Annotated in this window: 10 protein-coding genes; 8 read left to right on the plus strand and 2 right to left on the minus strand. The window is 62.9% G+C overall.

Annotated features, from left to right (window positions below):
- Nucleotides 1–5 precede the first annotated feature (5 nt).
- The 4 genes from TX80_RS06510 to TX80_RS06525 all read left to right on the plus strand — a co-directional run bounded on the left by TX80_RS06510 (nucleotide 6) and on the right by TX80_RS06525 (nucleotide 6542).
- The gene (locus tag TX80_RS06510) at nucleotides 6–2927 is read left to right on the plus strand and encodes a DNA-directed RNA polymerase subunit A' (protein ID WP_049922327.1); all 2922 of its coding nucleotides are present in this window, start codon (nucleotides 6–8) and stop codon (nucleotides 2925–2927) included.
- Nucleotides 2920–4119, plus strand: a complete 1200-nt coding sequence (rpoA2, locus tag TX80_RS06515) for a DNA-directed RNA polymerase subunit A'' (protein ID WP_049922328.1) — start codon at nucleotides 2920–2922, stop codon at nucleotides 4117–4119. The genes TX80_RS06510 and rpoA2 overlap by 8 nt, the downstream gene beginning before the upstream one ends.
- A gap of 3 nt (nucleotides 4120–4122) precedes the next feature.
- Entirely contained in the window at nucleotides 4123–4584 is a 462-nt protein-coding gene (locus tag TX80_RS06520) for a NusA-like transcription termination signal-binding factor (protein ID WP_049922329.1), read from the plus strand.
- 446 nt (nucleotides 4585–5030) lie between these two features.
- Nucleotides 5031–6542, plus strand: coding sequence for an aldehyde dehydrogenase family protein (locus TX80_RS06525; RefSeq protein ID WP_049922330.1), 1512 nt, complete (start codon nucleotides 5031–5033; stop codon nucleotides 6540–6542).
- 235 nt (nucleotides 6543–6777) lie between these two features.
- Here the strand turns inward: TX80_RS06525 and TX80_RS06530 are convergent, their stop codons facing one another.
- The gene (locus tag TX80_RS06530; protein WP_049922331.1) at nucleotides 6778–7431 is read right to left on the minus strand and encodes a 4-vinyl reductase; all 654 of its coding nucleotides are present in this window, start codon (nucleotides 7429–7431) and stop codon (nucleotides 6778–6780) included.
- 298 nt (nucleotides 7432–7729) lie between these two features.
- Here TX80_RS06530 and TX80_RS06535 point away from each other — a divergent pair, with 298 nt between their 5' ends.
- On the plus strand, nucleotides 7730–8158 hold the full coding sequence (locus TX80_RS06535) for a 30S ribosomal protein S12 (RefSeq protein WP_049922332.1): 429 nt from the start codon (nucleotides 7730–7732) through the stop codon (nucleotides 8156–8158).
- 2 nt (nucleotides 8159–8160) lie between these two features.
- Complete coding sequence (locus tag TX80_RS06540; RefSeq protein WP_049922333.1) at nucleotides 8161–8769, plus strand: 30S ribosomal protein S7; 609 nt, start codon at nucleotides 8161–8163, stop codon at nucleotides 8767–8769.
- Between the two features lie 164 nt (nucleotides 8770–8933).
- Here the strand turns inward: TX80_RS06540 and TX80_RS06545 are convergent, their stop codons facing one another.
- The gene (locus TX80_RS06545; protein WP_049922334.1) at nucleotides 8934–9689 is read right to left on the minus strand and encodes a DUF5781 family protein; all 756 of its coding nucleotides are present in this window, start codon (nucleotides 9687–9689) and stop codon (nucleotides 8934–8936) included.
- A 194-nt stretch (nucleotides 9690–9883) separates the two neighbouring features.
- Here TX80_RS06545 and TX80_RS06550 point away from each other — a divergent pair, with 194 nt between their 5' ends.
- Entirely contained in the window at nucleotides 9884–10600 is a 717-nt protein-coding gene (locus TX80_RS06550; RefSeq protein WP_049922335.1) for a hypothetical protein, read from the plus strand.
- Nucleotides 10601–10783: 183 nt separating this feature from the next.
- Nucleotides 10784–12970: an elongation factor EF-2 gene (locus TX80_RS06555; protein WP_049922336.1), complete on the plus strand. Its 2187-nt coding sequence runs from the start codon at nucleotides 10784–10786 to the stop codon at nucleotides 12968–12970.
- Nucleotides 12971–13042: the final 72 nt, after the last annotated feature.

A 13042-nucleotide genomic window follows, 5' to 3' on the forward strand; every position in this document is an offset into this window, starting at 1 on the left:
CCACCATGCGAAACACCACACCAAAAGACATCGGATCGATCAACTTCGGGCTCATGGAGCCCGAGGAGTACCGGGAGATGAGCGCGACGAAGATCATCACCGCCGACACCTACGACGACGACGGGTTCCCCATCGACATGGGGCTGATGGATCCGCGTCTGGGGGTTATCGATCCCGGCCTCGAGTGCAAGACCTGCGGCAAACACTCCGGGTCGTGTAACGGCCACTTCGGGCACATCGAACTGGCAGCTCCCGTTATCCATGTCGGGTTCACGAAACTCATTCGGCGGCTCCTGCGTGGGACGTGTCGGGAGTGCTCGAAGCTGTTGCTCACCGAGGACGAGCGCGAGGAGTTCCGCGGCCAGATCGACGAATCGCGCAAACTCGGCCGCGACCTCAACGACGTCACCAAGGCCGCCATTCGGCAGGCCCGGAAGAAGGACCGGTGTCCGTTCTGTGGCGAAATCCAGTACGACATCGACCACGAGAAGCCGACCACCTACTACGAGGTCCAGCAGGTACTGACCAGCGAGTACTCCCAGCGCATCGCCGCGGCGATGCAGGGCGAGGAGGACGGCGAGCGGATGTCCCCGGACGAACTCGCCGAGGAGACCGAGATCGAACTCAGCCGGGTCAACGAGATCCTCTCGGGCTCGTTCCGCCCGCGCGAGAGCCAGCGAAAGGCCATCGAGAAGGCACTCGACATCGATCTCACCGAGGAGGACACGAACAAGCTGATGCCGAGCGACATCCGGGACTGGTTCGAGGACATTCCGGACGAGGATATCGAGGTTCTCGGCATCGATCCCGACCGGTCCCGTCCCGAGTGGATGATCCTCACCGTCCTCCCGGTGCCGCCGGTTACGGCGCGACCGTCGATCACGCTGGATAACGGGCAACGCTCGGAGGACGACCTCACGCACAAACTCGTCGACATCATCCGGATCAACCAGCGGTTCATGGAGAACCGCGAAGCCGGGGCTCCCCAGCTGATCATCGAGGACCTCTGGGAACTGCTCCAGTATCACGTCACGACGTTCATGGACAACGAGATTTCGGGGACGCCGCCGGCCCGCCACCGCTCGGGACGGCCGCTCAAAACCCTCTCTCAGCGCCTGAAGGGCAAGGAGGGCCGCTTCCGCGGGTCGCTATCCGGGAAGCGCGTGAACTTCTCGGCCCGGACCGTCATCTCGCCGGACCCGACGCTTTCGCTCAACGAGGTCGGCGTTCCGGATCGGGTCGCCAAGGAGATGACCCAGACGATGAACGTCACCGAGCGGAACCTCGAGGAGGCCCGGCGGTTCGTTTCCAACGGCCCCGAGGGCCATCCCGGTGCCAACTACGTTCGGCGGCCGGACGGCCGTCGCCTGAAGGTGACCGAGAAGAACTGCGAGCAACTCGCCGAGAAGGTCGAGGCCGGCTGGGAGGTCAACCGCCACCTCATCGACGGCGACATCGTCATCTTCAACCGCCAGCCGTCGCTGCACCGGATGTCGATCATGGCCCACGAGGTCGTGGTCATGCCGTACAAGACCTTCCGGCTGAACACCGTCGTCTGTCCGCCCTACAACGCCGACTTCGACGGCGACGAGATGAACATGCACGCCCTCCAGAACGAGGAGGCTCGCGCGGAGGCGCGCGTGCTCATGCGCGTGCAGGAACAAATTCTAAGCCCTCGCTTCGGCGAGAACATTATCGGCGCGATTCAGGACCACATCTCCGGGATGTACCTGCTGACCCACGACAACCCGCGGTTCAACGAGACGCAGGCGCTGGACTTGCTGCGGGCCACCCGGATCGACGAACTGCCCGAGCCAAGCGGCATCGACGACGAGGGACAGCCGTTCTGGACCGGGTACGACGTCTTCTCCGAACTGCTGCCCGACGATCTGAACCTCGAGTTCACGGGCACCATCGGCGACGATGTCGTCATCGAGGACGGGCAACTCATCGACGGGACCATCGCCGAGGACGAGGTCGGCGAGTTCGGCGGCGAGATCGTCGACACCATCACGAAGATCTACGGCAACACCCGCGCCCGGATCTTCATCAACGAGGTCTCGACGCTCGCGATGCGGGCGATCATGCACTTCGGGTTCTCGATCGGGATCGACGACGAGACGATTCCGGAGGAAGCCCAGTCCCGCATCGACGAGACCATCGACGACGCCTACGATCGGGTCCAGGAACTCATCGAGGCCTACGAACGCGGCGAACTCGAGAGCCTGCCGGGCCGGACGATCGACGAGACGCTCGAGATGAAGATCATGCAGACGCTCTCGCGGGCGCGTGACAATGCGGGGAACATCGCGGACGAACACTTCACCGACGACAACCCCGCCGTCGTCATGGCCGATTCCGGGGCCCGCGGGTCGATGCTGAATCTAACTCAGATGGCCGGCTGTGTCGGCCAACAGGCCGTTCGTGGCGAACGGATCAACCGCGGCTACGAGGATCGGACCCTCAGCCACTACGAGCCAAACGATCTCTCGGCGGAAGCACACGGCTTCGTCGAGAACTCCTATACCTCCGGGCTGACCCCGCGGGAGTTTTTCTTCCACGCGATGGGTGGCCGCGAGGGGCTGGTCGACACTGCAGTCCGAACGTCGAAGTCCGGCTACCTGCAGCGTCGGCTGATCAACGCCCTCTCGGAACTCGAGACCCAGTACGACGGCACTGTTCGGGACACCTCGGACACGATCGTCCAGTTCGAGTTCGGTGAGGACGGCACCTCGCCGGTCAAGGTGTCCTCGGGCGACGAAAACGAGATCGACGTCGAGCAGATCGCCGATCGCGTCCTCGATTCGGAGTTCGACTCCGAAGAAGCGAAACAGGAGTTCCTCGGTACCACGACCGAGCCGACGAACCTCTCGGAGCATGCGGATAATCGACTGCTCGAGGGGACGGAGGTGACCTCCGATGACTGAAATCGAGTACGACGTCGACGACGATACCATCGCGGTCGTCGAGGATACGAACCTGCCGCGGCGACTCAAAAACGAGGTGTACGAGACGCTCGAGGACCGCGCGAACGTTACCGTCGAGGACGCCGACGAACTGGCGAAAGCCGTCGAAGCCAGGTACATCGACACGCGGGTCGATCCGCTCGATCCCGTCGGCACCGTCTCGGCCCAGTCGATCGGCGAACCCGGGACGCAGCTGACGATGAACACGTTCCACTACGCCGGCGTCGCCGAAATCGACGTGACACAGGGGCTGCCGCGGCTGATCGAACTCGTCGACGCCCGGAAGACCCCCGACACGCCGATGATGACGGTCCACCTCGAGGACGAGTACGCAACCGAACGCGAGAAGGCCCACGAGGTCGTCTGGAACATCGAGGCGACCAAGATCCTCGCGCTGGGTGACGTCTCGACGAACGTCGCGGACATGCGGGTCCAGATTTCGCTCAACGAGGACACCCTCCGCGAGCGAATGATCACGCCCGAGGAAGTCGCCGAGATCATCGAGGACAACCTCGGCGTGAAGACGGTCCAGCAGGGAACCCAGATCGAGTTCGGTCCCGAGGAACCCTCCTACCGGGATCTGCTCCAGCTCGTCGAGGAACTGCGCGATATCACCTTCAAGGGGATCGAGGACATCTCACGGGTCGTCATCCGCCGCGAGGAGATGGACGACGGCAGCGAGGAGTTCGTCCTCTACACCGAGGGGTCGGCCTTCGGCGAAGTGTTGGAGATCGAGGGCGTCGACGCCTCGCGGACGACGTGTAACAACATCCACGAGATCCACCGCAACCTCGGTATCGAGGCCGCCCGCGAGGCCATCATCGAGGAGACCAACAACACGCTGGCCGAACAGGGTCTCGACGACGTCAACGTCCGTCACCTGATGCTGGTCGCGGACATCATGACCAACCGCGGCGAGATCGAATCGATCGGCCGCCACGGCATCTCGGGATCGAAGGAATCCGTACTCGCCCGTGCAGCGTTCGAGGTGACGGTCAACCACCTGCTCAACGCCGCGATCCACGGCGAAGTCGACGATCTGGACGGTGTCACGGAGAACGTCATCGTCGGGAAGCCGATCAAGCTCGGTACCGGCGACGTCGACCTTCGGATGGGGTCGACGAGTCCCGGCTCCGGCGGTCAGGCCGACTGATCGATGCCGGTCACCCTCGACGACGACGCCCGTCAGTACCTCGCCGCGTTCGAGGACGTAACGGGTGTACCCGGGCAGGACTGTCTCCTCATCGGAGACGGAACCGACGACGCGACGAACGGTTCGAACACCGACGCCGAGCGGCTGTTGATCGTCGTCTCGAGCGGCCGGATGGGAGAGGCGATCGGCCCCGACGGTCGAACCGTCACGCAATACCAGGAGCGGGTCGGAGTTCCGGTTCGGCTCGTCGAAGACGCGGACGACCCGGAAGCGTTCGTTGCGAACACGCTCGCGCCTGCGGCGGTGTACAACGTGACAATCAGCGAGAACGACGACACCGTCGCGTACGTCGAAGTCGCGGAGGACGATCGGGGCGTCGCTATCGGTTCGAACGGCCGGACGATCGACGCCGCACGCAGGCTTGCAAAGCGTCACTTCGCGATCGACGACATCCAACTGCTCTAATCGGCGCCGCGTCGATTCTCTCTCCCTTCACTGAGTCGCTCTCGAGTCCGCACCGAAATCCGATCCCCTTCTCTTGGATACGCCGGCCGTTCTCCCGCTCGAGTCGGACGAATACAGGGAGTCGTTACTCTTGCCATCGGGACGTGTCACTAACTCCTTCGTCGCTCTCTAGTCTGTCAACTGCTGAATTCCGGTGGCGTCACGAAAACCTCGCCCCGTTTTTCGACTGTTATCATAACCGGCGATTGTGTTATTTCCTAACCTCCATAAATTTGAGCTAACAGAATGAATATATTTTATGTCTTTTATACATATTGGATATTAATAAAACTAGCAATTAGCGAGTACAGGGCGTTTTACGGGTTTTTATGATCTGATATTGTATATTCTCATTCTGAATGTCACAACCAAAACAATAATCAACTGCCGATGATAGGAGCAGTCGTATGACGGATACGAGTGAGTTATCCGCCGGTGAGAGGGACGTAGACGAACTCGGCATCGCGCCGGAAAACGGGTGGAACGCCCTCTATCTCGACGGGGAGTGGGTTCCGGCCGGCGATCGGAATTCGATCGCCGTCGAAAACCCAGCGACGCGGGCGATCGTGGCGACGGTTCCCGAGGGGACCGAGGACGATGTCGACGAGGCATACGCGATCGCGGCGGACGCCCAATCCGAGTGGGCGACACGACCACCGCAGGAGCGTGCTGCGATCGTGTCCGAGGCGTGCGAACTGCTGGGCGAGTACGCGGGCGACCTCACGACGCTGTTCGCGGTCGAGTGCGGTGGTGTCCAGTTGAAAGCCGATTTCGAGATCCAGCTCGCACAGGGGACGATGAACGTCGGCGCTGGACTGGCGATGCGCGACGGCGGCCGCCGCAAGGACTCGGTTACCCCGGGCAAGGAGAACTTGCTCGTACGCGAACCGGCCGGTGTCGTCGGCGTCATCACGCCGTGGAACTTCCCGCTGTATCTTACCAGCCGCGTCGTCGCCCCCGCCATCGCGCTGGGCAACAGCGTGGTACTAAAGCCCGACGAGCACACCCCGCTGACGGGCGGGCTCGTGCTCGCGAAGGTTTTCGAGGAGGCAGGTCTCCCCGACGGCGTCTTAAACGTCGTCCCCGGCTACGGCGACGAGATCGGCGATCACTTCTCGGGGCACTCGGTTCCGTCGGTGATGTCGTTTACCGGATCCTCGGAAGTCGGACGGGGCGTCGGCCAGCGTGCCATCGGATCCTACACGGAACCCGCGCTCGAACTGGGCGGAAACAACGCCCACGTCGTGTTGTCGGACGCCGATCTCGAGCGGGCGATCGACGCCGGCGCGTTCGGGTCGTTCACCCACCAGGGACAGGAGTGTATCTCGATCAACCGACACGTTGTCCACGAATCACTGTACGACGAGTACGTGGCGGGACTTGCCGACCGTGCCGAACAGCTCCCGATCGGTGATCCGCTCGAGGAAGGGACGCTCGTCGGCCCGGTGATCAACGAGAGCCAGCGCGACAAGATCGTCGGATTCATCGAGGAGTCGATCGACCGCGGTGCGACGGTCGAGGCCGGCGGCAGCTACGACGGCCTGTTCGTCGAGCCGACGGTCCTGTCCGACGTCACCAGCGACATGCCGGTCGCCTGTAACGAGCACTTCGGACCGGTTGCGCCGGTCATCCCCTTCGAAACCGACGCGGAGGCGATTCGGATCGCCAACGACACCGAGTACGGCCTGTCGGGATCGGTCCACTCGACGGACGTCGCTCGGGCGCGTGACGTCGCCGACGCGATGGAGACGGGGATGGTCCACATCAACGATCAGCCGCTGAACGACGAACCCCACGTCGCGTTCGGCGGCGTCGGTGCCTCGGGGATCGGTCGGTACAACGACGAGTGGATCCTCGAGACCCTGACGACGCTGAAGTGGATTTCGATCCAGCGCGAACCGAGGGAGTATCCGTACTGAGTCGGCACGCGCTGGGCTGTGGAGCCGCCCAGTCATCAGACTGGGTGAGGGTTCCAGCCCGAGGATCGTCGCACGGCTCGAGGACCGTCAGGTTCGGCGACACCGGTGGGCTGGAATCGGTCGGTACAACGACGCGTGCTGGCAGGATATCCGGACGCCACTGACGGATACCTCGAGCAACGGAACTGCGGGGAGAACGGTCGATCGGCGACGGTCAGTTACCGCGTGGACGCGATCAGATCCACTCGACGTGATACTCGCAGTGTTGGTCGCCGTCGGACCGACACTGGTCGCCGACTTCCTCGACCGTGACGGGGTTGTTGGCGAACTTCTTTGCGACGCCCTTGATGAGTCCCTTGTCGAACTCGCAGGGGTACGGGTTCTCACAGATCATCACTCCCTCGTTGGGCCCTTCTGTCTCGAACTCGTAGGAACCGATCTCGCTCCCGCGGTGGTTCTGGTGATACGCCGCATCGATCGACGCTAACGCCTCGTCGACTTCGGAGAGCTCCGGCGGGAATTCGACGTGTTCGGGGACGTTCTGTCCCATATTTCGCATTCTGACGCCGCCGTACTCGTCGCGCATATCGTACAGCATGGCGAGCGGAATTTCGAGCGGATACCACTCGTCGGGCTCGATCTCTTCGAGTCCGTACTCGGCGAGTTTGCTGGTGATCTGTTTCCCAACGAACGACGAGACCGATTCGCCTGCGGCGATATACGACTGGGGGCTCCGACCGATCACTTCGGCGTCCTCGAGCGATCCGTCGAATCCGATTCGATCCGCAACTACTGGCGAGCCATCACCGGACTGTGCCTCCTCGTCGGAGAGCCCAACGAGTCGCTTGAACCAGGACGTGGTGACGAACACCGTCGGAATCGTGGTCATAACGAGTGCAGAATGCGCCCCATCTGACTAATAACTTTTAGTTAATTATAATATCTGATGGTACGTGTGCCATCGACGGTTCGAGGCTGGGGCGATCGGCGGGCGACGGCCGTGGCCGATCGTTCGCTCCGAACCTGCCGTTCGCGTGGGGAGTCGTCCCGGCGGACAGCCCGAGAGCTGTCGCTTGGCCGTGAAACGATCTCAGATCGCCTCGTCGACCCCCATCGAGCGCTCTCGAGCCGTAACGTCGACTCGAAACGGGTCGTTTAAGTGCCTTCGTCGGATAGCGACGGGTACTATGGCAAACGGCAAGTACGCCGCGCGCAAGCTCAAGAAGGACCGCCAGGAGCAGCGGTGGTCCGACTCCGACTACGCGCGCCGCGCACGGGGCCTCCGCGAGAAGTCCGATCCGCTCGAGGGCGCTCCGCAGGCTCGCGGTATCGTACTCGAAAAGGTCGGCATCGAAGCCAAACAGCCTAACTCGGCGATTCGAAAGTGCGTCCGGGTGCAGCTGATCAAAAACGGGAAGCAGGTTACCGCGTTCTGTCCCGGTGACGGCGCGATCTCGTTCATCGACGAGCACGACGAAGTCACCATCGCCGGGATCGGCGGTGCGAAGGGTCGCGCGATGGGTGACCTGTCGGGCGTCAACTACAAGGTTGACAAGGTCAACGGCGTCGCGCTGAAGGAACTCGTCCGCGGAAACGCTGAAAAACCGGTGCGATAATCATGGCAGCAGAAGACCAACCCGATCCGGACGCCCCTGCGGGCGGTGCGGACGTCTCCGCGAAGCTGTTCGGCGAATGGGAGATCGGCGAAATCGAGTACGGCGACCCCTCGACCGAGCGGTACATCACCGTGACGCCGGTCGCACACACCGCCGGTCGACACGCCAGCAAGCAGTTCAAGAAGTCCCAGATCTCGATCGTCGAGCGGTTCATCAACCGCCTGATGCAGACCGAGGAGAACACGGGCAAGAAACAGAAGACGCTCAACTACGTCCGTGAAGCGTTCGAACTGATCCACGAACGCACCGAAGAAAACCCGGTTCAGGTGCTCGTGACGGCCGTCGAAAACTCCGCCCCGCGTGAGGAGACCGTCCGCCTGAAATACGGCGGGATCTCGGTCCCGAAAGCCGTCGACGTCGCCCCGCAGCGTCGGGTCGACCAGGCACTGAAGTTCCTCGCCGAAGGCGTTCACAACGACTCGTTCAAGACCGCCACGTCCGTCGAGGAGGCCATCGCCAGCCAGCTGATCGGCGCGGCCAACTACGACGTCCAGACCTACGCGGTCAGTCAAAAAGAAGAGAAAGAGCGCGTCGCGGCGGCTGCACGCTAACGCGGTTTTCGTCTCTCTGTTTTCGATCCGACTCGAGATGTTCGTAGCGACCGCCTCGAGCGGGACTGTCGGTTGCCGATCGAAGACCGTTTTCGTTCGACGGTGCTCGATAGCGTTCCGTCCCGGTGTCGGATGACGGTTCGATCACGGCAGGGCGGACCGAGTCAGTCCGCCGCGACGCCCTCCCCGCCGACGTAGGATCGCGTCGCGTCGACGAGCACCTGTCGGTAAGTGCTTGTATCGGGTTCGCGCGCCAGTTCACGGAATCGATGTTTGAACTCCTCGAACGCCACGGTCGGGGCGTCCATCGCGGCCGCGTGCGCGAGATCATAGAGGCGATGGGACTCGTCGACGAGATCGTGTCGTTCCGCAAGCGCCACCGCAAACGCCGCGTTCACGGCCGTAATCTCGGGGTCCGAACTCGCAGAGAGACGTTCGAGGCCCGGATGGGAGGGCGTCTCTGGCCGATCGGCGACGGCCATCGCGAGGCTCGACTCGAGGTACGAGAGGAGTTTCTCTCCGGGGCCGACGGCGAGGGTGATGTCGTCGGCGTAGATGTCTTTCATGTGGTTTGCGATCTGGTAGCAGTGCGCCAGCTTTCGCCGCTCGACCTCTTTCCCGGCGAGCGCGAGAAAGAGGACCTCCTCCGTCGACTGGGTATGCGACGGGTGTTCCTGCTCGTATCTGGCCATGTGAGCGAACTCGTGGAGGGCGAGTTCGCGGGCCATGGCGCTCGAGGCAGCCTGTCTCGAGATGTTCAGGACGTGGCGATCCTCGTGGTGGCCGGCCCAGGTTCGTTCGTCGGGGTCGTCCTGCAACTGGACGTAAACCGGCAGGGAGAGATCGTATTCGGTTTCGAAGAGGTCGCGAGCGCTGAGAAACGGTGAGGCGGGACCCGACCCCTTCACGCGAAGATCCATGTGTAGCGATAACAGGGGCTCGGAGCCTAAGGTTCTTGCGTCCGTTCGATCACGCGAGCCCGCCGTGCCCGCCGTTCTCCCGATCGAATGCAGAAGCGGTGAGTCGGGAACCGCCGTCCGCGGCCGGGGTTTAAACGGTTGGGGACACAGAAAAAATTATCCGATCGTTGCCCGACTGAACGGGTAGCTAGCACATGGTGGAACAACGAACCGACAGGGCGGAGACGACTCGCCGGCGGACGCTGCGGGCGGTCGGCGGCAGTATGGCTGTGGTCGCGGTTGCGGGATGTACCGATCTCACTGCGAGCGATGACGAAGACGGCGGCGACAGTACCACGGGCGGGGGCGGAACTGATTTCGCGTCCGTCACGTCGTATGCCTTCGACGGGGAAGGGTCGATCGAAATGGGGGGCATGTCGGTCGCGTCGACTTCCTCCGGATACGTGGCCGACAGCGGCGACTGGTACGTAGAGCAGACGACCGACATGAACGGAACCGAATACCGGACGGAATGGGCCGAAATCGACGGGAGACTCTACAGCAGTAGAGAGGACGGCTGTCGTACGCTCTCGGAGGAGGAACTCTCTACGGTTGGGATGGGGTCGTTCAGCGGGTTCTACGACAACACGATCGAGATCGTCGACGGCAAAGAGGCTGCGGAGACGACGTCACTCGACGGCGAAACCGCCCGTGTCTACGAGTTCTCAACCGAAGAGACCCGCAAGGCGTGGGACACCGACGGTCCCGTGATGGGCGAACCCACCCAGACGGTTTACGTCCGCGACGACGACGGGCGGATCGTCCGCGTCGAGATGACGCCCACGGGGGTCGGAACCGGCGACGGCGAGGATGTGATGTCGTTGCACTCCTTCGACGAGGAGTTTACGGTCGAACGGCCGCCGGACTGTTGACGGTCGATCTCCAGTCATCGACGGCTGACGGCCTCGAGCCGACGAAACTCGGATAGGCGCGATCGCCTCGATAACTTGCGTGCTATTCACTCGCGCAAAGTGGACGTTCGCCACGTTCGAGGGGTCCATACGCCGGATGAGAAACACTACCCTTTTGACCCCGGTACCGGTAATGAGGGGTATATGGGCCGACGCAAGAAGATCGTCCAAGAGTGTGAACGGCTGATGGACGAACCGGAGAACATCCGGAACATCGCCATCGCCGCTCACGTCGACCACGGGAAGACGACGCTTTCTGACAACCTGCTGGCCGGTGCCGGCATGATCTCCGACGAGACCGCGGGCGAACAGCTCGCGATGGACACGGAGGAGGACGAACAGGAACGTGGGATCACGATCGACGCGGCGAACGTGTCGATGACCCACGAGTACGAGGGGACCAACCACCTCATCAACCTCATCGACACGCCGGGCCACGTCGACTTCGGCGGCGACGTCACCCGCGCGATGCGTGCCGTCGACGGTGCGCTGGTCGTCGTCGACGCCGTCGAAGGGGCCATGCCCCAGACCGAGACGGTGCTGCGACAGGCGCTGCGCGAGGGCGTCAAGCCGACCCTGTTCATCAACAAGGTCGACCGCCTGATCTCCGAGCTGCAGGAAGGGCCCGAAGAGATGCAGGAGCGTCTCCTCTCGGTTATCCGCGACGTCAACGAACTGATCCGCGGCATGACCGAGGACATGGACGACGTCGAAGACTGGACCGTCTCCGTCGAGGACGGTACCGTCGGATTCGGATCCGCCCTCTACAAGTGGGGCGTCTCCATGCCGTCGATGCAACGGACCGGGATGGACTTCGCCGAGATTATGGAACTCGAGCGCGCCGACAAGCGCCAGGAACTCCACGAGAAGACCCCGCTGTCGGACGTCGTGCTCGACATGGTCTGTGAGCACTTCCCCAACCCGGTCGACGCACAGCCCCGCCGTATTCCGCGTATCTGGCGCGGCGACGACGACACCGAACTCGCGGAGGGTATGCGCCTGGTCGACGAGACCGGCGAGGTCGTCTTCATGGTCACCGACATCGCGATGGACCCCCACGCCGGCGAAGTCGCCTCCGGCCGCGTCTTCTCGGGCACCCTCGAGAAGGGCCAGGAGCTCTACGTGTCGGGTACCGCGGGCAAGAACCGCGTCCAGTCCGTTGGGATCTACATGGGCGGCGAGCGCGAGGAAGTCGAGGAAGTCCCCGCCGGGAACATCGCCGCCGTCACCGGTCTCAAGGACGCCATCGCCGGCTCGACGGTCTCGAGCACGGAGATGACGCCGTTCGAGTCGATCGAGCACATCTCCGAGCCGGTCATCACGAAAAGCGTCGAAGCACAGAACATGGACGACCTGCCGAAGCTCATCGAGACGCTGCGGCAGGTCTCCAAGGAGGACCCGACGATCCAGATCGACATCAACGAGGACACCGGCGAGCACCTGATCTCCGGGCAGGGTGAACTCCACCTCGAGGTCATCACCCAGCGCATCCAGAAGAACCAGGGTATCCCGGTCAACACCGGTGAGCCGATCGTCGTCTTCCGCGAGGCTCCCCAGGAAGCAAGCGACGAGGTCGAAGGCATTTCGCCGAACCGCCACAACCGCTTCTACATCTCCGTCGAGCCGATGAGCGACGACCTCGTCGAGACGGTCAAACGCGGCGAGGCCACGATGGACATGCCCGAGCAGGAGCGCCGCGAAGCCCTGCAGGACGCCGGCATGGAGAAGGACACGTCCCAGAACGTCGAACACATCCACGGGACCAACATCCTCATCGACGACACGAAGGGTATCCAGCACTTAAACGAGACGATGGAACTGGTCATCGAGGGGCTCGAGGAGGCCCTCGATAACGGGCCGCTGGCCAACGAGCCGGTTCAGGGCTCGCTCATCCGCCTGCACGACGCCAAGCTCCACGAGGACACCATCCACCGCGGTCCGGCACAGGTCATCCCCGCGACCCGCGAGGCCGTCCACAAGGCGCTGATCGATGCACGGATCAAGCTGCTCGAGCCGATGCAGGACGTCCGTATCGACGTGCCCAACGACCACATGGGTGCCGCCTCCGGCGAGATTCAGGGCCGCCGTGGCCGCGTCGACGACATGTACCAGGAAGGCGATCTGATGGTCGTCGAGGGCATCGCGCCCGTCGGCGAGATGATCGGCTTCGCCAGCGACATCCGGTCTGCGACCGAGGGTCGTGCCTCCTGGAACACCGAAAACGCCGGCTTCGAGGTCATGTCCGACTCGCTCCAGCGCGAGAAGATCATGGAGATCCGCGAGCGCAAGGGCATGAAGCTCGAACTGCCGCCGTCGATCGACTACCTCTAAGCGTCCGATTCCGTTTTCCCGTTTCGCGCGCCGATAGCTCACTCGAGTGGTCGGGATAACTGTACTCGAATG

The sequence above is a fragment of the Halopiger djelfimassiliensis genome, assembly GCF_000455365.1.
GTDB classification, from domain to species: domain Archaea; phylum Halobacteriota; class Halobacteria; order Halobacteriales; family Natrialbaceae; genus Halopiger_B; species Halopiger_B djelfimassiliensis.

Bases quoted from the DNA above. Each gene is read 5' to 3' on its own strand.
- TX80_RS06510 (WP_049922327.1), top strand. From the start codon at position 6: ATGCGAAACACCACACCAAAAGACATCGGATCGATCAACTTCGGGCTC.
- rpoA2 (WP_049922328.1), top strand. From the start codon at position 2,920: ATGACTGAAATCGAGTACGACGTCGACGACGATACCATCGCGGTCGTC.
- TX80_RS06520 (WP_049922329.1), top strand. From the start codon at position 4,123: ATGCCGGTCACCCTCGACGACGACGCCCGTCAGTACCTCGCCGCGTTC.
- TX80_RS06525 (WP_049922330.1), top strand. From the start codon at position 5,031: ATGACGGATACGAGTGAGTTATCCGCCGGTGAGAGGGACGTAGACGAA.
- TX80_RS06530 (WP_049922331.1), bottom strand. From the start codon at position 7,431: ATGACCACGATTCCGACGGTGTTCGTCACCACGTCCTGGTTCAAGCGA.
- TX80_RS06535 (WP_049922332.1), top strand. From the start codon at position 7,730: ATGGCAAACGGCAAGTACGCCGCGCGCAAGCTCAAGAAGGACCGCCAG.
- TX80_RS06540 (WP_049922333.1), top strand. From the start codon at position 8,161: ATGGCAGCAGAAGACCAACCCGATCCGGACGCCCCTGCGGGCGGTGCG.
- TX80_RS06545 (WP_049922334.1), bottom strand. From the start codon at position 9,689: ATGGATCTTCGCGTGAAGGGGTCGGGTCCCGCCTCACCGTTTCTCAGC.
- TX80_RS06550 (WP_049922335.1), top strand. From the start codon at position 9,884: ATGGTGGAACAACGAACCGACAGGGCGGAGACGACTCGCCGGCGGACG.
- TX80_RS06555 (WP_049922336.1), top strand. From the start codon at position 10,784: ATGGGCCGACGCAAGAAGATCGTCCAAGAGTGTGAACGGCTGATGGAC.